Here is a 19,222-nt window from a genome sequence, read left to right as displayed (position 1 = left end):
CGCCACGGGGGCCGCGCGAAAACCTGTGCGCGAGCACCCCTTCCGACCCTGTAGACTTCTTCTCGGCCGGTCGGGGAAACACTCCTCGAACAGCCGGTCGTGGTGGGTGTAGCTCAGCTGGTAGAGCACCTGGTTGTGGTCCAGGATGTCGCGGGTTCGAGTCCCGTCACTCACCCTGAGTGATCAGCCGGTGACTCCGTCGCAAGACGGGTCACCGGCTGTTTCGTTGTCCGGGGCCCCCGCGCCGGTGTCCGGGACCGGCCGGGGTGGCTCCGGCCGGTCCGGGGCGTCACGACGACGCCCGGACCACCAGTTCCGTCGGCAGGACCGCCTGATGGCGATCGGCACCTCGGGACGCGACCGGGCGGCGGTCGGCGATCTCCGTGAGGAGGAGGTCGATCATCGCGCGGCCCATCTCCTCGATGGGCTGGCGGACGCTGGTGAGCGGCGGATCCATGTGCCGGGCGATGGCCGAGTCGTCGTACCCGACCAGCGCGACGTCGTCGGGGACGCGGCGGCCCGCCTCGCGCAGCACCTGCCGGGCGCCGGCCGCCATCACGTCCGAGCCGGCGAAGACGGCGTCCAGGTCGGGGTGGCGGGACAGCAGGGTCGTCATCGCCCGGCGCCCGCCCTCATCGGTGAAGTCACCCGGCACGATGAGGAGTTCGTCCACCGGGTGGCCGGCGTCGCGCAGGGCGTCGCGGTAGCCGTCGACGCGGCGCTGGGCACCGTAGACGTCCAGGCGGCCGGTGATGTGCGCGATCCGGCGGCGGCCCCGGTTCAGCAGGTGCTCCACCGCCGAGCGGGCGCCGCCGTAGTTGTCGGAGTCCACCGAGGGGAGCGACTCGGCCGCCGAGCGGGGGCCGCTGATCACGGCCGGGATCTCCAGCTGGGCGAGCAGGTCCGGGAGCGGGTCGTCGGCGTGGACGGAGACCAGCAGGACGCCGTCGACGCGGTGGGCCGCCAGGTACTGGGCCAGGCGCTGCCGCTCACGGTCGCTGCCGGCGAAGATCAGCAGCAACTGCATCTCGGTGTCGGAGAGTTCGGCGCCGACACCGCGCAGCATGTCGGAGAAGTACGGCTCGGCGAAGAACCGGGTCTCCGGTTCGGGGACGACCAGCGCGATGGCGTCGGTGCGGTTGGCCGCGAGGGCGCGGGCGGCGGTGTTGGGCACGTAGCCGAGTTCGGCGACGGCCGCCTCCACCGCGGCGCGGGTGGCGTCACTGACCCGGGGCGAGCCGTTGATCACCCGGGAGACGGTGCCCCGCCCGACCCCGGCCCGGGCGGCGACCTCTTCCAGGGTCGGCCGCCGGCCGCCCCGGCCTCTCCCACCGTTGCCTGCCATGGTCGCCGCCTTCCGTTCACAGCCGTTCAAGCCAGGAATGTAACAGCCATGACGGGGGCACCTTCGGTTCCGTCCGCCGCGGCGGGCACGGCCGGGTGTCCGGTCGTGCCCGCCGCACGGCGTCGGTCAGGCGGGCAGGGCGTTGTTCCGGATCACGTCGGCGTACCAGTGGGCGCTGGCCTTGGGGATGCGGCGCTGGGTGGCGTAGTCGACGTAGACGGCGCCGAAGCGCTTCGAATAGCCGTAGGACCACTCGAAGTTGTCCAGCAGCGACCACAGGAAGTAGCCCCGCACGTCGGCGCCGTCGGCGATGGCGCGGCGGACGGCGTCCAGGTGGGAGTGGAGATAGGCGATCCGCTGCGGGTCGTTGACCCGTCCCTCCGGGGAGACGTAGTCGTCGAAGGCGGCGCCGTTCTCGGTGACCATCAGCGGGAGCTGCGGGTGCGAGGCCGCCAGTCCGGTCAGCAGCGTGTGCAGTCCGCTCGCGTCGATGGCCCAGTTCATCGCCGTCAGATCGTCGTTGGCGAGGTGGAAGGCGACGTGCTCGGAGCCGGTCCACGGGGAGTGGTCGCTCGCGCCGTGGCCGTCGTTGCGGGTGCTGGCGGAGCCGTCGGCGGGCAGGGAGACCACGGTCGGCGAGTAGTAGTTGACGCCGAGCACGTCGATGGGCCGGGAGATCTCCGCCAGGTCCCCGTCGTGCACCAGCTCCGACCAGTCGACCAGGTGCGCGGTGTCGGCCAGCAGGTCCTCGGGGTAGGCGCCGTCCAGCAGGGGGCCGGTGAAGATCCGGTTGCCGACCGCGTCGATGCGGCGGGCGGCCTCGGCGTCCTCGGGGCTGCCGGTGAGCGGGCGCACCTGGTGCAGGTTCAGGGTGATCGAGGTCTGGGCCGAGGCCGGCAGGACGGCGCGCAGCGCGCCGACGGCCTGGCCGTGGGCCAGGTTCAGGTGGTGCGCGGCGCGCAGGGTGGCGGCCGGGTCGGTCCGCCCCGGCGCGTGCACGCCGGAACCGTAGCCGAGGAACGCCGAACACCACGGTTCGTTGAGGGTGGTCCACACGCCGACCCGGTCGCCGAGGGCGCGGGCCATGATCTCGGCGTAGTCGGCGAAGCGGTGGGCGGTGTCGCGGTGCGGCCAGCCGCCGACGTCTTCCAGCTCCTGCGGCAGGTCCCAGTGGTAGAGGGTGGCGACGGGTGTGATGCCCGCCTCCAGGAGCTCGTCGGTGAGGCGGCGGTAGAAGTCCAGGCCGCGCTCGACGGCGGGCCCGCGGCCGGTGGGCTGGACCCGGGACCAGGAGACGGAGAAGCGGTAGGCCTTGAGGCCGAGTTCCTTCATCAGGGCGACGTCGTCGCGGTACCGGTGGTAGTGGTCGGCGGCGATGTCACCGGTGTCGCCGTTGCGCACCTTGCCGGGAGTGTGGCTGAAGGTGTCCCAGATGGAGGGGGTGCGGCCGTCCTCGGCGGCGGCGCCCTCCACCTGGTAGGCGGCGGTGGCGGCACCCCAGACGAAGCCGGTCGGGAAGGAGGTGTCCGAGGCCGGCTGGGCCGTGGTCTCGGGTCGTACGGCGGTCATGGTGAGAACGCTCCCAAAGGGGGTGAGAAACGGACGACGGACGGCGGTCCGGCGGTGCGGGAGTAAGAGGGGAGGAAGGGCGCGGGGTGCGCGGGCACGGGCGCGACCGGGTGACGCCCGGTCCGGTACGGCCCACTGCGGGGCGGCCTGTGCGGGCGGTACCGGACCGGACACGAGGGCGGGCCGACGGGACGCGGCGCACGCCGGCCACGGGGGGCGGGGCCGGCACTCTGACGTCCGGCCCCGCGGCACCGGCAGGGCTCAGCCCTTGACGGCGCCCGCCATGATCCCTCCGACGATCTGCTTGCCGAAGATGACGAAGACCAGCAGCAGCGGCAGGGTGCTGATCAGCGCACCGGCCATGACGATGCTCTGGTCGGGGGTGTAGGAGGCGCTGAGCTGGCCGAGCGCCACCTGGATGGTGGGGTTCTCCTGGTTCAGCGCGAGGAAGGGCCAGAAGAAGTCGTTCCACGCCTGGACGAAGGTGAGCATGCCCAGCACCATCATCGCCGGCCGGGCCACGGGCAGCACCACGCTCCACACGATGCGGAAGTTGCTCGCCCCGTCGACCTTGGCCGCCTCGATCAGCTCGTACGGCAGGGCCTCGATCAGGTACTGGCGCATGAAGAAGACGCCGAAGGCGCCGACGAGGGTCGGGAAGATCACCGACTCCAGCTTTCCGCTCCACCCGATGTCCGACATCATCATGAACAGCGGGACGACGCTGAGCTGGGGCGGGATCGTCAGCGTGGCGATCACCGCGGTCATCAGCACGCCACGGCCCCGGAAGCGCATCTTGGCGAAGGCGTAGCCGGCGAGGGTGCAGAAGAACAGGGTGGCGACGGTGATGCTGCCGGCCACGATGACGCTGTTGACGATGGCCTTGCCCAGGTGGGCCTGGTCCCAGGCCGCCTGGAGGTTGCTCCACAGTCTGCCGCCCGGCACGAGCGGCGGCGGGGTGTCCAGTACCCGCTGCTGGTCGTGCGAGGCGGCCACCAGGGTCCAGTACAGCGGGAAGATCGAGCCGAGGCCGACGACGACGAGGGCGACGTAGGTGAACGGACCGCCTCTGAGCTGCTGGCCGGCTCCCATCTTGAAGCGGCCACGGCCCTTTTGGGAGGCGGTGGGAAGCGGTGCCGGGGCGAGGTCCGGCGCGGTCGTGGTGGGACTGGTCGTGGTCATCGATGTCGCTCCCGTCAGGCCGCGCTCTTGCGCACGAACCGGCCGACGATCCAGTTGATCAGGGCGATGAGCAGCAGCAGGACGAGCATGGCCCAGGCCACGGCCGCCGCCGGACCCAGGTGGCCCAGCTTCCAGCCGTAGTTGAAGAGGTAGATGCTGAGCGTCTCGTACTGGTGCTCGCTGCCGCCGATCGAGCCGAGGGTGCCGCCCTGGAGCAGCAGCGGCTCACCGAACAGCTGCATCGAGCCGATGGTGGAGATCACGATGGTGAACAGGATCGTGGGCCGCAGCGAGGGGATGGTCACCTTGCGGAACTGCTGCCACCGGCTCGCTCCGTCGATGGAGGCGGCCTCGTACAGGTCGGTGGGGACCGCCTGCATGGCCGCCAGGTAGATGAGGGCGTTGTAGCCGGTCCACCGCCAGATGATGATGACCGAGATGGCGATCTTGGAGGTCCACTCCCCGTTGCCCCAGTTGGTGTTGCCGGCGCCGAAGAAGTGCAGCACCCAGTTGAGGATGCCGCCGTCGGCGCGGAAGACCAGCGCGAAGACCAGGGCGGCGGTGGCCACCGAGGTGGCGTACGGGGTGAGGATGACCGTCCGCCAGAAGGTGCTGGCGCGCAGCTTGTAGTTGAGCAGATGGGCCAGGCCCAGCGCCACCAGGAGCTGCGGGACGGTGGAGATGACACCGATGATGAAGGTGTTGGTGACGGCCGTCCAGAATTCGGAGTCCTGGAGGATCTTGGCGAAGTTGTCGAAGCCGACCCACTGGGACTGGTCCAGGCTCGTCATCTCCACCCGGTGCAGGGCGATCCAGCCCGTGTACAGGAGTGGGTAGAGCCCGAAGGCGCCGAAGATCAGGAAGAAGGGGGCTATGTAGGCGTACGGCGAGGCCTTGTCGTCGAAGCGCCACAGCCGGCTGCGCCAGGTGCCGCGTCCGTTCGACGCGGCACCGGTGCCGCCGGGCGGCGGGGTGTAGGCGCCCCGGGCGGGGGTTGTCGTTGCCACGGAGGGAGTCCTTCCCTGGAGGTTTCGGCCGGGTGGGGCGGGAAGCGCGTTCGGGGACCGGGGTCGGTCCGCCCCTCCCCGCGCGGATCGGTACGGTGGCGAACGGCCCACGCCGCGGCCTGACGTGCGTGTGAGGCGGAGCCCGGCCGTCGGCTGCCGGGTCCCGCCGGGTGGTGCCGTGGGCGGCGCCCGCCGTCGGGCACCGCTCCTGTGGTCGAGCGCGGACGGGTGCGGGCGGCCGGTGGGCCCCCGCACCCGGTACGACTAACCGAGCGCCTTGTCGATCGCCTCGGTCGCGGCCTTCCACGCGTCGGCGGGCTTGGTGCCCCGCTGCTCCATGTTGTTGATCTGGGTGGAGATCGTGTCCTTGATCACGCCGTCCTTCGCGCCGAGGACCGCCTCGGGGATGGACTTGGCCTCCTCGGCGTAGATCTGGCCGATGGGGGCGTCGCTGAAGTACGGCAGCTTGGCGTTCTTCACGTCGGCCAGCTCATAGGCGCCCTTGTTGGACGGGAAGACACCGATCGCCTTGAAGACGGCGGCCTGCTGCTCCGGGGCGGTCAGCCACTTGACCAGCTCCGTGGCCTCCTTGACGTGCTTGCCGCTCTTCGGGACGGCGAGGAAGGAGCCGCCCCAGTTGGCCGCGGTCGAACCGGGGGCGCGGGAGATGTCCCACTTGCCCTTGAAGGAGTCGCCGGAGTTGATGGAGATCTGGCCGGCCATCCAGGCGGGGCAGGCCACGGTGGCCACGGTGCCCTTGCGCAGCGCGGCGCTCCAGGCGTCGGTGAACTGGGGCAGGCCCTGGCTCAGCTTCTTGTCGGCGGCCTCCGCGGCCAGGTCCCAGCCCTGCTTCACGGACTGGCTGTCCTTGTAGGCCGGCTTGCCGTCGGCGTCGTAGTACTGCTGGGCGGAGGAGCTGACGACCGCGTTGTACATGGCGGAGGCGGAGTCCATGAAGTAGGTGCCGGAGGGCGCCTTCTTCTTGTACTGCTCGCCGAGCTTGAGGTAGTCCTCCCAGCCGCCGGCGACGGCCTTGGCGACGGCCTCGCGGTCGGTGGGCAGGCCCGCCTTCTGGAAGAGGTCCTTGCGGTAGCACAGGGACATGGGGCCGATGTCGGTGCCGGCGCCGATCACCGTGCCGTCCTTGGCGGTGGCCTGCTTCTCCTTCCAGGACACCCAGTCGTTCACGTTGATCGTCTTGCTGAGGTCGGCGAACTTGCCCGACTGGGTGTCCACGACCTCCTTGATGCGCCCGACTTCGATGCCCGTGACGTCCGCGAGGCCGCTGCCCGTGTTCAGCTGCTGAAGGAGCTTCGGGTAGTAGTCCTGCTCGCTGGCGGTGGTCTCTTCCTGGACCGTGATGTTCGGGTGCAGCTCGTGGTACTTGGCGAACAGCTTGGCCTCCTTGTAGCCGAACTGTCCGAAGTCAGCCACCTTGAGGGTGATGTTCCCGTTGGCGTCCGAGCTGTCCGAGTCGTCGTCACTGCTGCAACCGGTCAGCAGCAGCGCGGAGGCCGTCAGGACCGTCGTGGCCAGTGTCGCCGTTCTGCGGCCGTGACCACCGCCGGTACGGGTGATGCGCATTCCACTACTCCTTGTTCCAGTGGGCAACGGGACCTCAGGAATCGGACCGCCGGACACGGCGGTCCGGACCTGCCCTCTCGGTTCGAGCAGCGGCTGGCCAACAGCACGCGGAGTGCAGTGGAAAAGTGCTGGTCAACGGTGCGCCATGCAAGGTAGAGGGGAAGGCCATAGGTGGTTCGATCCGAACGGAAGAGAGCCCCGGTCGCCCTGTGGGACCGCTCCCACGCGGCATGCCGGAAGACTCGTTGGTGCCAGGCCGGGTGTCAAGACTTGAAGACGGCCTTGTTGCGTAAGCGTGTTCAGCGCGTCACGTGAACGTGTCGTGCGCCGGGGCGCAACCGGCCCGTCATCCGGCCGTTCCCTGCCGCGTCGGCGCAGGTCACCGGCGGGTCAACCGCCGCCCGCGGCCAACTGCCCCCGCGCCCGGTCCGGTTACCGGGTTCCCTGGGTCAGAATGAAGCGCCCCTCCACCGGACCACCGGAAGGTGAACGATGAGCCCTGCCGAACAGCCGCAGCCGCACAGGACCGCGGACGTCCGGCGCCCGACCCTGAACGCCGTGGCCGCACGCGCCGGCGTGGGCCGCGCCACGGTCTCGCGGGTGATCAACGGCTCCCCCAAGGTCAGCGCACGCTCCCGGGCGGCCGTGGAACAGGCCATCGCGGAACTCGGCTACGTCCCCAACCGCGCCGCCCGTTCCCTGGCCACCCGGCGCACGGACGCGGTCGCGCTGGTCGTGCCCGACGCCGAGACCCGGCTCTTCTCCGAACCGTACTTCTCCGGGATCATCCGGGGCGTTTCCACCGGACTCGCCGGTGCCGGGATGCAGTTGCTGCTGGTCCTCACGGGCGACGAGAACGAGGACGGCCGGCTCGCCGCCTACCTGGCCGCCCACCGGGTGGACGGCGTCCTGATGATGGCGGTCCACCGGGACGACACCCTGCCCGACCGGCTGGAGGAACTGGCCGTGCCGACCGTGCTGGCCGGGCGGCGCAGCGACCGCGAGCGGCTCGGCCATGTCCGCGCGGACAACCGGGGCGGCGCCCGGCTGGCCGTCCGGCACCTGCTGGCCGGTGGCCGCCGGTCCATCGGCACCATCACCGGCCCACTGGACATGGATGTGGCGCGGGCGCGACTCGACGGCTACCGGGAGGCGCTGCGCGAGGCCGGGGTCGCCGTCGCGGACGACCTCATCGCGGCGGGCGACTTCACCGAGGAGGGCGGACGCGTGGCCATGCGGGAGCTGCTGCGCCGGCGCCCGGACCTGGACGCCGTCTTCGCCGCCTCCGACGTGATGGCCTCCGGCGCGGTGCTGGAACTGCGCGCGGCGGGGCGCCGGGTGCCGCACGACGTGGCGCTGATCGGCTTCGACGACTCGATCGTGGCCCGGCACATCGATCCCCCGTTGACCAGCGTGCGCCAGCCGCTGGAGGAGATGGGCCGCACGATGGCGAGCCTCCTGCTGGAGGAGATCGCCCACCGCGGCACCGGCCAACGGGAAGTGGTCCTGCCGACGGAACTGGTGGTGCGGGGGTCGGCGTGAAGGATGGTGTTCCGCGGCCCGAGAAGTCGTCCTCCGGCATAGCGATCGCCGTCCGCCCCCTTCCGTCGTGGGAGCGCTCCCATGCATAATGCGTGCACTCGACCAGGGGAGAGCCCTCATGCCCGAACCGACGACCGTGGCCTTTCCTCCCGCCTTCCTCTTCGGCGCCGCGACCTCGGCGTACCAGATCGAGGGGGCGGTGCGGGAGGACGGCCGCACCCCCTCGATCTGGGACACCTTCAGCCACACGCCGGGCAGGACGGCCGGCGGCGAGACCGGGGACATCGCCGTCGACCACTACCACCGCTACCGCGACGACGTGGCGCTCATGGCGGAGCTGGGCCTGACCGCGTACCGCTTCTCCGTCTCCTGGTCCCGGGTGCAGCCGACGGGCCGGGGGCCGGCGGTCCAGCGGGGCCTGGACTTCTACCGCCGTCTCGTCGACGAACTGCTCGCCCGGGGCATCGCACCGGCGCTCACCCTCTACCACTGGGACCTGCCGCAGGAGCTGGAGGACGCGGGCGGCTGGCCGGAGCGTGACACCGCGTTCCGGTTCGCCGAGTACGCGCGGCTCGTCGGCGAGGCGCTGGGCGACCGGGTGGAGCAGTGGATCACCCTCAACGAGCCGTGGTGCAGCGCCTTCCTGGGCTACGCCTCCGGGGTGCACGCCCCCGGCCGGACCGACCCGGCGGCCTCGCTGCGCGCGGCCCACCACCTCAACCTGGGGCATGGGCTGGCCGTTTCCGCCCTTCGCGCGGCGATGCCGGCCGGCAACCGGATCGCGATCAGCCTCAACTCCTCGGTCGTACGGCCCCTTTCCCACGACCCGGCCGACCTGGCCGCGGCCCGCCGGATCGACGACCTGGCCAACGGCGTGTTCCACGGGCCGATCCTGCACGGGGCGTACCCGACGTCGCTCTTCGAGAACACGCGCTCGGTGACGGACTGGTCGCACGTCCTGGACGGCGACGTCCGCACGATCAACGAACCGCTGGACGCGCTGGGCCTGAACTACTACACCCCGACACTGGTCTCGGCCGCGTCCGGCGAGGCCGAGGGCCCCCGGGCGGACGGCCACGGCTCCAGCGACCACTCGCCCTGGCCGGCCGCCGGCGACATCCGCTTCCACCAGACCCCCGGCGACCGCACGGAGATGGGCTGGACGATCGATCCGACGGGCCTGTACGACCTGATCATGCGCTACACGCGCGAGGCGCCCGGCCTGCCCCTCCACATCACCGAGAACGGCGCGGCCTACGACGACAAGCCCGACCCCGACGGCCGGGTGCACGACCCCGAGCGCATCGCCTACCTGCACGCCCACCTGGCGGAGGTGCGCCGCGCCATCGCCGACGGCGCCGACGTACGCGGCTACTACCTGTGGTCCCTGATGGACAACTTCGAGTGGGCGTACGGGTACGGCAAGCGGTTCGGCGCGGTGTACGTGGACTACGCCACGCTGGAGCGGACGCCGAAGTCGAGCGCGCGGTGGTACGGGGAGGCGGCGCGGACGGGGGCGCTGCCGCCGGTGATGCCGGGGGGCTGAGGACGGGGGCGGGGCCCGGCGCGTGCGATCCGCCGGGCCCCTTGCGCGGTCAGCGGCGACCGGCGGGACTACTTGTACGCCCCGAACGCCTTGGAGAACGCGAACGGGTCCTGGGTGACGGAGCTGCACGTGGCGTCGGCCGTGGGCTTGGTGCCGCCGACGCACTGCTTGTCACGGGTCGCCGACCACATCGACAGCCGGCCGATCCCCTTGGACCGGGCGAAGTTGACCAGTTGGGTGGCGTCGTCGACCTTGAAGACCTCGGAGGAGACGTCGTTGACGCCGATCATCGGGGTGACGGCGACGGCCTTCCAGGCGGCGGAGTCGGACAGCCCCAGCACGCTCTTGACCTGGGCCTGGGTGGCGGTAGCGGCCTGCTCGGCGTAGGTGCCCATGTCGCCGCTGTACGAGGCTCCGTAGTCCATCGCCATGATGTTGACGGTGTTGATCCGCACGCCGTTGGACTTGGCGTCGGCGAGGAGGTTCACGCCGTCCTGGGTGAGGCCCTCGGGCATCACCGGAAGGGTGAAGGAGACGTCCAGGCCCGGGTGCTGCGCCTGGAGCCTGGCGATGGCCTGGGCGCGCCGGGTGTTGGCGGCGGTGTCGGGCAGCGCGCCGCCCTCGACGTCGAAGTCGACCTTGGTCAGCAGATACGCGTCGACCACCTTGCCGTACGCCGCCGCCAGCGCGTCCGCGGAGGAGCAGGTGGTGGCCAGCTCGGAGCCGGAGGCGCCGCCGAAGGAGACCCGGACGTCGCCGCCCTTGGCACGCAGCGCGCCGATCTGCGCGGCCACGCCGTCACCGGTGAGGTCCGTGACCCCGCCCCACTTGGGGGTGCAGCCGCCGCCGTCGGTGACGAAGGCGAGGTTGTAGTCCTTCACTCCGGTCGCGTCGACGGCGCCGAGGAGGTCGAAGGCCGGGTAGAGGCTGGTGTCGACGTAGGGGGCGAAACCGGCGGAGGCGGTGCTGCCGGACCCGGTGCTGCCGGTGGGGGTGGGGGTCGCGCTCTCGGTGGGCGTCGACGTGGGCGCGGAGGTGGGGGTCGAGGTGGGAGCCGGGGTCGGCGACTGGGTCGGCTGCGTCGGCCGGCCGCTCGGCTCGGGGGTCGCGCCGCCGTCCGCGGAACACCGCGCGTCGTCGATGCGGCAACCCGTCGGGTCGCCAGTGCCGTTGACCACGAAGCCGACCGTCACCGACGTGCCGGGGGCCAGGCCGCCGGTGTCCCAGGCGGCCGGCTTCACGGTGACGTGCTGACCGCTGACGCTCGACTCGCCGTTCCACAGGGAGCTGAGCCTGGCACCGGCCGGGAGGTCGAACTCCAGTGTCCAGGTCTTCTCGGCCTGTCCGGTGTTGTTGGTGACGACGTACTGGGCGGTGTAGCCCGTGGACCAGTCACTGGTCCTGGTGTACGCGGCGTTCACACCGGCCGCGTTGGCCGTGCCGGTGAGCAGGACCGCGCCGCCGCCGATCACGGCCGCGGCCAGCAGGCCGCCTATCGCCTTGTTCCTGCCACTGATCCTGCGCCGGTGCGTGCTCATGCGCGTGCCTGCCTTCGCTGTTCACGGGGTGAGGTGCGGCAGCACGCTAGCGATCAGGAAAGGGACGAACCGCCTGTTCGGGGCGGTCGTCGGGGACCTTAGGGTTCGCTTAAGGAAGCGATCGGGGACGGTTAAAGGTAGAGACCAATTTGCCCGATCGGCGTCTGCGTACGGCCCCCCGCTGTCTGCGCCCCACCGGCTTCCGCGCGTCGAGCTGGAGCCAGATCCGCACCTCGGTGCCGCCCAGCACCGAGGAGCCGATGCGGACGTCACCGCCGGTGGACTCGGCGAGCCGGCGGACGATGTCCAGGCCCAGGCCGGTCGAGCCGGTGTGTCCCGAGCCCCGGCCGCGGGCCATCGCCGCCTCGGGGTCGGCTATGCCGGGGCCCGCGTCGGAGACGAGCACGATCACCGCGTCCTCGCCGTTGTGCACGTCGACCGCGAAGGCGGTGCCCTCCGCCGTGTGCCGGAAGACGTTTCCCAGCAGGGCGTCGAGCGCGGCGGCCAGGTCGGTGCGGGCCACAGGTACGCGTACCGGCTGGTCGACGCCGGCCACCCGCCACTTGCGGCCCTCGTCCTCGGCCAGCGCGGACCAGAACTCCATGCGTTCGCGGACCACTTCGGCCACGTCACAGCCCGCGCCGGGTCCGGCGGCGGCCGTCTGCGGCTTGGCCTCGCGGGCCGTCCGGATGATGGTGTCGACCTCGCGCTCCAGCTGGGCGACGGCGGCCCGGGTCTGCTCGGCGGCGGGTCCGGCGCCGAGGGAGGCCGCGTTCAGCCGGAGGACGGTGAGCGGGGTGCGCAGCCGGTGCGAGAGGTCGGCGGCCAGCTCCCGTTCGTTGGCGAGGAGCTGGACCACCTGGTCGGCCATGGAGTTGAACGCGACGGCCGCCAGCCGGAGTTCGGTCGGGCCGTCCTCCGGCACCCGGGCGCCCAGCTTGCCCTCGCCCAGCTCGTGCGCGCCCTCGACGAGCCGCCGCGCGGGCCGCACCATGCGCACGCCGAGCCGGTCGGCGACCGCGACCGATCCGACGATCAGCGCGAGGCCGACGGCCGCGAGCACCGCCCAGGCCGTGCCGACGCCGTTGGTCACCTCGGACTCCGGGACGTACACCTCGACCACGGCTATCGCGCCGGAGCCGAGCGCGACCGGCTGGAGCAGGGTGGAGCCGCCGGGCACGGTGGTGGTGGAGGCGCGGCCGAGTCGTCGTACGGCTTCGATGTCGCGTCCCGCGGCGCGCTGCCGGCCGAGGTCGAGCGCGGCCCGGCCGCCGTCGGCGGGCAGGTGGACCGCCATCCCCGAGTCGGCGCCGGCCGAGGCGACCACCCGCTCCAGCTGGTCCCGGTCGGTGGTGATGGACAGCGCGGGCGCGACCGCCGCGGCCTCCCGCTCGGCGCCCTGGAACGCGCGGTCGCGGGCCATCTCCTTGACGACCAGGCCGAGCGGCACGGCGAAGGCGACCACGACCATCGTGGTGACCGCCAGGCAGACCTTGACCAGAGCCCATCTCATCGCGGGGCCTGCCCGGCCGGGGCGTCCTGTCCGTCGGAGGGTGGTTCGAGCTTCACACCGACGCCCCGCAGCGTGTGCAGGTAGCGCGGCCGGGCGGCCGTCTCCCCCAGTTTGCGGCGCAGCCAGGACAGATGGACGTCGATGGTCTGGTCGTCGCCGTAGGACTGCTGCCAGACCTCGGCGAGGAGTTCCCTGCGCGGGACGACGACGCCCGGCCGCCCGGCCAGGAAGGCCAGCAGGTCGAACTCGCGGCGGGTGAGGTCGAGCCGGGTCCCGTCCAACTCGGCCTGGCGGCGCAGCGGGTCGACGGTCAGGCCGCCGACGCGCAGCACGGACGAGGGCGGGGCCTCCCCGCCGCCGGGACGGGCGCGGCGCAGCACGGCGGCGATCCGCGCGGAGAGGTGTTCGACCGAGAACGGCTTGGTCAGATAGTCGTCCGCCCCGGCGTTCAGCAGCCGGACGATCTCCGTCTCGTCGTCCCGGGCGGTGGCGATGATGACGGGCACGTCGGTGAGGCCGCGCAGCATCTTCAGGGCCTCGGAGCCGTCCAGGTCGGGCAGTCCGAGGTCCAGGATGACGAGGTCGAAGCGGAAATGGGCGACCTCGCGCAGCGCCTCCAGTGCCGTACCGACGCTGCGCACGGTGTGTGCGGCGTCGGTCAGATGCCGGATGAGCGCCGAGCGTACGAACTGGTCGTCCTCGACCACGAGCACACTTGCCATGCGCCGCACCGTACGCCATGCGGACAACACCGGGCGGGCGCCTGTGGACAACTCGGGGCATGTGCGTACGGCGGTGTCCCTGGGGCAGTATGGCCCGCGATGCGCAGAGGACTCGTACACGTACTGGCGTGGCTGCTCGCGACAGGAGCGGCGGTCACGCTGTCGTGGTGGGGTGTCCACACGGTGATGACGGGAACGGCGTACGACCCGCCGCGCGCGCTTCCGGTCACGGCCGCCGTCGCGGGCCCCCGGGACGCGAAGTCCCCGTCCCGGACGCCCTCTCCGTCACCGGCCCCGTCGCGCGAGCGGACCGTCCGGCCGACGGCGACGCCGGCGCCCGCGCACACGCCGGCCCGCACGCCGTCCCCGTCCCCCACCGCCTCCGCCCCCGCGTCCGGCCGGGTCAGGTCCTACGACACCGACGGTGGCCGGGCGGTGTTCGACCTGCGGCCCGCCGACGCCGCGCTGGTGTCGGCGACCCCGGGGACGGGCTGGTCGATACAGGTGTGGAAGACGGAGAGCTGGATCCGGGTGGAGTTCAGTCGCGGCGCGGACCGGGTGTCGGTGTTCTGCACCTGGCACGACGGGCCACCGCGGGTCGAGGTGGGCACGTACTGACCCGCCTGACGGCGGGCAGGGCGTGCGGACGACACCCGCGGTGCCGCCGGCGGGGTCTACCGGAACACCGAGGCCGGCGGGGCCGGTGAGGCCACCGCGGCCTCGTCCGTCACGGGCACGGCGCCACCGGTGAAGTCGGTGAGCTGTCTGCCGTGTTCGACCCGGCCGGGGTGCGCGTCGGAGGCGGCGCGGCGGGTGAGTTCGGCGAGCGGCAGCGGGAGGTCGGAGGCGACCAGGACCGCGTTGCCGAAGCGCTTGCCGCGCAGCACGGCCGCGTCGGCGATCAGCCCGAGGTGGCCGAACCGGGCGGCGGCCGTGGCGATCTGGCCGCGCAGGTGCGCGAGCGGCGGGCCGTCGGCGAGGTTGGCCGCGTAGACGCCGGAGGGCTTCAGGGCGCGCCGGACCTCGTCCAGGAACTCGGTGGAGGTGAGGTGGGCGGGGGTGCGGGCGCCGCTGAAGACGTCGGCGACGACCAGGTCGGCCCAGCCGTCCGGCACCTTGGCGAGCCCCGCGCGGGCGTCGGTGGCCCGTACCCGGATGCGCGCGCCCGGGTCCAGCGGCAGCTCCCGGCGGACGAGTCGCACCAGGCTCTCGTCCCGCTCCACGACCTGCTGGGTGGAGCGGGGCCGGGTCGCGGCGACGTACCGGGCGAGGGTGAGCGCGCCGCCGCCGAGGTGCACGGCGTGCACGGGCTTGCCGGGCGGGGCGGCGAGGTCGATGACATGGCCGAGGCGGCGCTGGTACTCGAAGGACAGGTACGCCGGGTCGTCCAGGTCGACGTGCGACTGGGGCGCGCCGTCGATCAGCAGCGTCCAGGCCCGGGCGCGGTCCGGGTCGGGCAGGAGCTGCGCGAGCCCACCGTCGACCGGCTCCTCGACCGCGGCCGCGGCGGCCGAGCCGCGCCGTGTGTTCCTCGACCTGCCCATCCCCCCATTCTCGCAGCCGCGGGGGGCAGGCGCGTCACCGGCAGTTGTCGGCCGCCTCGATCAGGCGGGCCGCCTCGCCCAGGGCCCGGCGCAGGACCACCGGGTCGGTGGCGAGGTCCGCCTCGCCGGGCGGCAGCAGCCAGTCGGAACCCTCCACCGGCGGCCCGGGGTCCAGCCGCAGCCCGCGTCCGTCGGTCTCGGTGCAGGTACTGCCCGGCACGTCCCAGCCGGCGGCCGTACCGGCCGGCACCAGGAAGCCGAGGGTGCCGCAGCCGTCGTCGTGCAGCACGGGCCCGACCGCGTCCGCCGCGCCCCGCCGCAGGATGTCGACCGCCTCCAGCCCCTGCCGGGTCGGTACCGTCACGAGGTCGCATCTCGCGTCACCCCCCGCGCACACGGACGACGACGGCGACGTACAAGGATCGTTGCTCTGGCTGGTCTCCATGCCGGCCTCCACCACACAGCCCTGTTGCGGTCCATGGAGTCCAACGCGTCAGCGCGTCAACGGCAACGGCACAAGTGCGCCGCAAAGAATGGCACTTCATGGCAGATCGTGCATGAGATATCCGGTTTGTAGCCAAACACCGCGTGGCGGGTCCTTCACAGCGGGTACGTTCATGCCCGCCGGAACCAGGGCGTCACACGGGCAACTCGTCCCGGAACCGCCCGGGTCCCGGCGTGGTTCGACGGTTCGCACGAGAGGACCCGGCCATGGCGTCGTCAACCGTGACCTCGTCACAGCCCGAACGGCCACCACGGCCGAACCTCGCCTTCCGGCAGCTGCGCGGCCGGCGCTCACCGGCGGAGTTCGCGGCGCTGGTACGGCGGGCCGCGCGCGAGATCGGTGAGCGGGTGAGCTGTGACGCGCGCTACATCGGACGGGTCGAGGCGGGCGAGATCCGCTGCCCCAACTACGCGTACGAACGGGTGTTCCTGCACATGTTTCCCGGCCGCACGCTCACCGACCTCGGCTTCGCGCCCCGCTCGTCCGTCCGCGGACGCGCGGCGCGCACGGCGGCGGACACGCCCCCCGCGGAGCGGGTGCCCGGTGAGTCCCGCGGGGCCGTGGAACCGTATGAGTCCCGTGAGACCGGCGGGCCCGGCGGCACCCGGGCCCCTCGGGGACGGGGGCCGCTTGCACCGCACCGACTGTACGAACCGCACGAACCGTTTGCGAAAGACCCCCTGAACCACGAGGAGAGCGACGTGCTGCGTCGCGCATTCATGACTGGCGGAGGCGCCACCATGGCCGCCGCCACGCTGGCCCCGCTGGGGCTCACCACCGGCGCCACGGCGGCGGAACGGCCGCTGCGGCGCGCCGGCACCTCCGAGGCGGCGGCGCTGGAGGAGGCCGTCCGCCGCATCCGGCTGCTCGACGACCGGCACGGCGCGGACGGCCTCTACCGGCGCGCGGCGGCCCCGCTGCGCGCGGCCTACGAGCTGCTCGACGCCGGCGCGACCCGGCAGACCACCGCCGACCGGCTGCACGCGGGCGCCGGTGAACTCGCCATCTCCGTCGGCTGGCTGGCCCATGACTCCGGCCGCTTCGACGACGCCCGCTCGCACTACGCGGAGGCACTGGCCACCGCTCGTATGACCGGCGATCCGGCGCTGGAGGCACACGCCTTCTGCAACACCGCGTTCCTGGCCCGGGACGCCGGGCGCCCCCGGGAGGCGGTACGGGCCGCGCAGGCCGCGCAGCGCGCCGCACAGCCGCTCGGCTCCGACCGGCTGATGTCCCTGCTGGCCCTGCGCGAGGCGGGCGGCTGGGCGGGGCTCGCCGACCGCACCGGCTGCGCGCAGGCGCTGGCCCGGGCGCACGCGCTGTTCGAGCGGGGCCCCTCGGACGCCGACCCCGAGTGGATGAGCTTCTACGGAGAGGCCGAGCTGGAGGGGTTGGAGGCGCAGTGCTGGTCCACGCTGGGCGACTGGCGGCGGGCGTCCCGGCACGCGCGGCGGGCGGCGCGTCTGCAGGACCCCCACTTCACGCGCAACATCGCGCTGTACACCGCGGAGCTGGCCGACGACCTCGCCCGCGAGGGGCGTCCCGACGAGGCGGCGGAGGCCGGGTTGCGGGTGCTGGCGCTGCTGGACCAGGTCCAGTCCTCCCGGATCCAGACGATGCTGGCCGGGACGGCGCGGGTGCTGCTGCCGCACCGGCGGGCGTCGGGGGTGTCGGAGTTCCTGGACCGCCACGCGTCCGTTCCCCGGCGGGTGTAGGGGTTCTCCCGTGCGGCGTGGGGCGTCCGGTGGTCGCCGGCCCGCGGGTCCGCCGTAGCCGCTCGCGCCCCCCGCGGCGGAGCCGCACACGCTCCGGCCGCGCGCCCCGGCGGGGCGCGGGCACCCTCTCAGCCCGTCAGGTGCCCCGTGTCGTTCCAGCTCTCGATCGCCGGCTCCCCGTAGGCCCAGCCCAGGACCGACAGCGACGTGGGGTTCAGCCGTATCCGGGCCGCGAAGTCCAGCGGCAGCCCCAGCCAGCGCGCCCCGATCGACCGCAGGACGTGCCCGTGGGCGAAGACCAGGACGTCACGGTCGGCCGAACGGGCCCAGGACACCACCTCGTCCGCGCGCGCGGTGACGTCGGCGAGGGTCTCGCCCTCCGGGACCCCGTCCCGCCAGATCAGCCAGCCGGGCCGCACGGCCTGGATCTCGGCCGGGGTCATGCCCTCGTACGCGCCGTAGTCCCACTCCATCAGCGTGTCCCACACCGTGGCCCGGTCCCCGAAGCCGGCCAGCTCGCACGTGTCCCGCGCGCGTGACAGCGGGCTGGTCCGCACCTCCGCGTCCGCCAGTCCGTCCAGCGGGGCGCGGTGCAGCCGCTCGCCGAGCAGCTTGGCCCCGCGCCGGCCCTCCTCCAGCAGCGGCACATCGGTCCTGCCGGTGTGCTTGCCGGACAGCGACCACGCCGTCTGTCCGTGCCGGGCAAGGAGAATGCGCGGTGCCATGGGGTCTCTCCGAAGGAACAAGCGGATGTACGACAGGGGGACGCACGACGGGTGGGTGCGGTCCCTCCATCATCGCGCACCCCGCTCCCAGGCAACCCGCCGGGCGATCTCCGCGTCTTCGAGGGCTGACGCGCACCGGGCGTGATCCGAGCGCCCGTCCTGGGCGGAGTAGGGACACCGTAAAGTGGCACGGTCGCCCGCCGGGGCGCAGCCGCACAGCAGAAGGGGGAGGGCGATCGGATGCCGCAGACCGAGACACCGGGCACCGAGGTGGCCCCGCGACCCCGGCTGCGCTGGTGGACCGAGCTGCCGCTGATCCTGCTGGTCTACGGCTGCTACTCGGCCGGCCGGCTCCTCGCGCGCGGTGACGTCACCAGCGCCGTCGACCACGGCCTGGCGATCCTGCGCGTCGAGAAGGCCCTGCGTCTGAACGCCGAGCACCCGCTGAACCGGCTGTTCACCCGTGAGCCCTGGCTCGGGGTGCCGGCCGACTTCTGGTACGCCTCGCTGCACTACCTGGTCACGCCCGTGATCCTGGTCTGGCTGTTCCGCGCGCGTGCCGCGCACTACCGGGCGGCCCGCACCTGGCTGATGACGTCCACGTTCATCGGTCTGATCGGCTTCACCCTGCTGCCGACCTGCCCGCCCCGCCTGCTCTCCGCCGGCCACGGCTTCGTGGACACGATGGCGCAGTACAGCGCGTACGGCTGGTGGGGCGGCGAGGCGAGCGCACCGCGCGGCATGGGCGGCATGACCAACCAGTACGCGGCGATGCCGAGCCTGCACGTGGGCTGGGCGCTGTGGTGCGGCGTGATGCTGTGGCGGTACGGCGGCACGCGCCTGACCAAGGTCCTCGGTGTCGTCTACCCGCTGGTGACCGCGCTGGTGGTCATGGGCACCGCCAACCACTACTTCCTGGACGCGGTCGCGGGCGTCGCCGTGATGGGCGTCGGCCTGCTGCTGGCACCGCTGGTGCTGCGGGCCGCGGACCTCGTGCGAAGCGGGCTGTCCCGTCGTACCGCACCGGTCACGGGCGGCACGGGTTCCCCGATTGTCAGTGCCGGATGCCAGACTTCGGCGGGTGAGCGAATTCCACGGCAGCGCGAGTCGCGGCTCGACCCCGCGGCCGGACCGGACGCCTCCCCCAGCGACGCGGGCGAAGGGGCTCCGGCACCGGCTCGCTGA

16 protein-coding genes and 1 tRNA gene are annotated in these 19,222 nt (G+C 72.7%); 6 read left to right on the top strand and 11 right to left on the bottom strand.

All coding sequences use genetic code 11. From position 1 onward, the window contains the following. Positions 1 to 102 precede the first annotated feature (102 nt). Positions 103 to 175 (top strand) — tRNA-His (locus ACH4LD_RS01070). A 114-nt stretch (positions 176 to 289) separates the two neighbouring features. Here the strand turns inward: ACH4LD_RS01070 and ACH4LD_RS01065 are convergent. From ACH4LD_RS01065 to ACH4LD_RS01045, 5 genes are all read right to left on the bottom strand, one after another. Then, positions 290 to 1,345 carry a LacI family DNA-binding transcriptional regulator gene (locus tag ACH4LD_RS01065; RefSeq protein WP_132786102.1) on the bottom strand — a complete coding sequence of 352 codons (1,056 nt, stop codon included), beginning with the start codon at positions 1,343 to 1,345 and terminating at the stop codon, positions 290 to 292. Between the two features lie 126 nt (positions 1,346 to 1,471). Further along, on the bottom strand, positions 1,472 to 2,914 hold the full coding sequence (locus ACH4LD_RS01060; protein ID WP_398053119.1) for a GH1 family beta-glucosidase: 1,443 nt from the start codon (positions 2,912 to 2,914) through the stop codon (positions 1,472 to 1,474). Between the two features lie 261 nt (positions 2,915 to 3,175). Next, positions 3,176 to 4,096, bottom strand: coding sequence for a carbohydrate ABC transporter permease (locus ACH4LD_RS01055; protein WP_398053118.1), 921 nt, complete (start codon positions 4,094 to 4,096; stop codon positions 3,176 to 3,178). 14 nt (positions 4,097 to 4,110) lie between these two features. After that, positions 4,111 to 5,103 carry a carbohydrate ABC transporter permease gene (locus tag ACH4LD_RS01050; RefSeq protein ID WP_398053117.1) on the bottom strand — a complete coding sequence of 331 codons (993 nt, stop codon included), beginning with the start codon at positions 5,101 to 5,103 and terminating at the stop codon, positions 4,111 to 4,113. Positions 5,104 to 5,367: 264 nt separating this feature from the next. Then, positions 5,368 to 6,687, bottom strand: coding sequence for an ABC transporter substrate-binding protein (locus ACH4LD_RS01045; protein WP_398053116.1), 1,320 nt, complete (start codon positions 6,685 to 6,687; stop codon positions 5,368 to 5,370). 492 nt (positions 6,688 to 7,179) lie between these two features. Between ACH4LD_RS01045 and ACH4LD_RS01040 the strand changes: the two genes are divergently transcribed. Further along, positions 7,180 to 8,229, top strand: a complete 1,050-nt coding sequence (locus ACH4LD_RS01040; RefSeq protein WP_398053115.1) for a LacI family DNA-binding transcriptional regulator — start codon at positions 7,180 to 7,182, stop codon at positions 8,227 to 8,229. 118 nt (positions 8,230 to 8,347) lie between these two features. Further along, positions 8,348 to 9,775 carry a GH1 family beta-glucosidase gene (locus ACH4LD_RS01035; protein WP_398053114.1) on the top strand — a complete coding sequence of 476 codons (1,428 nt, stop codon included), beginning with the start codon at positions 8,348 to 8,350 and terminating at the stop codon, positions 9,773 to 9,775. A gap of 68 nt (positions 9,776 to 9,843) precedes the next feature. Here ACH4LD_RS01035 and ACH4LD_RS01030 read toward each other — a convergent pair whose 3' ends face one another. The 3 genes from ACH4LD_RS01030 to ACH4LD_RS01020 form a co-directional block, all read right to left on the bottom strand. Further along, a complete protein-coding gene (locus ACH4LD_RS01030) occupies positions 9,844 to 11,313 on the bottom strand; it encodes a cellulose binding domain-containing protein (protein WP_398053113.1) in 1,470 nt (489 codons plus the stop codon). A gap of 109 nt (positions 11,314 to 11,422) precedes the next feature. Next, positions 11,423 to 12,826, bottom strand: coding sequence for a sensor histidine kinase (locus ACH4LD_RS01025; RefSeq protein ID WP_398053112.1), 1,404 nt, complete (start codon positions 12,824 to 12,826; stop codon positions 11,423 to 11,425). Then, complete coding sequence (locus tag ACH4LD_RS01020) at positions 12,823 to 13,548, bottom strand: response regulator transcription factor (protein ID WP_132786093.1); 726 nt, start codon at positions 13,546 to 13,548, stop codon at positions 12,823 to 12,825. Before ACH4LD_RS01020 ends, ACH4LD_RS01025 begins: the two co-directional genes overlap by 4 nt. A 99-nt stretch (positions 13,549 to 13,647) precedes the next feature. Between ACH4LD_RS01020 and ACH4LD_RS01015 the strand changes: the two genes are divergently transcribed. Continuing rightward, positions 13,648 to 14,166: a hypothetical protein gene (locus ACH4LD_RS01015; protein ID WP_398053111.1), complete on the top strand. Its 519-nt coding sequence runs from the start codon at positions 13,648 to 13,650 to the stop codon at positions 14,164 to 14,166. 56 nt (positions 14,167 to 14,222) lie between these two features. Here the strand turns inward: ACH4LD_RS01015 and ACH4LD_RS01010 are convergent, their stop codons facing one another. Beyond that, complete coding sequence (locus ACH4LD_RS01010) at positions 14,223 to 15,092, bottom strand: spermidine synthase (protein WP_398053110.1); 870 nt, start codon at positions 15,090 to 15,092, stop codon at positions 14,223 to 14,225. Positions 15,093 to 15,126: 34 nt separating this feature from the next. After that, positions 15,127 to 15,537, bottom strand: coding sequence for a hypothetical protein (locus tag ACH4LD_RS01005; RefSeq protein ID WP_132786090.1), 411 nt, complete (start codon positions 15,535 to 15,537; stop codon positions 15,127 to 15,129). Positions 15,538 to 15,803: 266 nt separating this feature from the next. Here ACH4LD_RS01005 and ACH4LD_RS01000 point away from each other — a divergent pair, with 266 nt between their 5' ends. Continuing rightward, positions 15,804 to 17,312, top strand: coding sequence for a hypothetical protein (locus ACH4LD_RS01000; RefSeq protein ID WP_132786089.1), 1,509 nt, complete (start codon positions 15,804 to 15,806; stop codon positions 17,310 to 17,312). A gap of 128 nt (positions 17,313 to 17,440) precedes the next feature. On the opposite strand, the gene ACH4LD_RS00995 is transcribed toward ACH4LD_RS01000, so the two are convergent. Next, positions 17,441 to 18,037, bottom strand: coding sequence for a histidine phosphatase family protein (locus tag ACH4LD_RS00995; protein ID WP_132786088.1), 597 nt, complete (start codon positions 18,035 to 18,037; stop codon positions 17,441 to 17,443). Between the two features lie 240 nt (positions 18,038 to 18,277). Between ACH4LD_RS00995 and ACH4LD_RS00990 the strand changes: the two genes are divergently transcribed. Next, the gene (locus ACH4LD_RS00990; RefSeq protein WP_398053109.1) at positions 18,278 to 19,222 is read left to right on the top strand and encodes a phosphatase PAP2 family protein; all 945 of its coding nucleotides are present in this window, start codon (positions 18,278 to 18,280) and stop codon (positions 19,220 to 19,222) included.

It is taken from the genome of Streptomyces sp. NPDC017676 (genome assembly GCF_044329325.1).
In the GTDB taxonomy this organism is placed as follows: Bacteria; Actinomycetota; Actinomycetes; order Streptomycetales; family Streptomycetaceae; genus Streptomyces.
The sequence above is the reverse complement of the archived record's forward strand: the minus strand, read 5'-3'. Positions and strand labels throughout refer to the sequence as shown.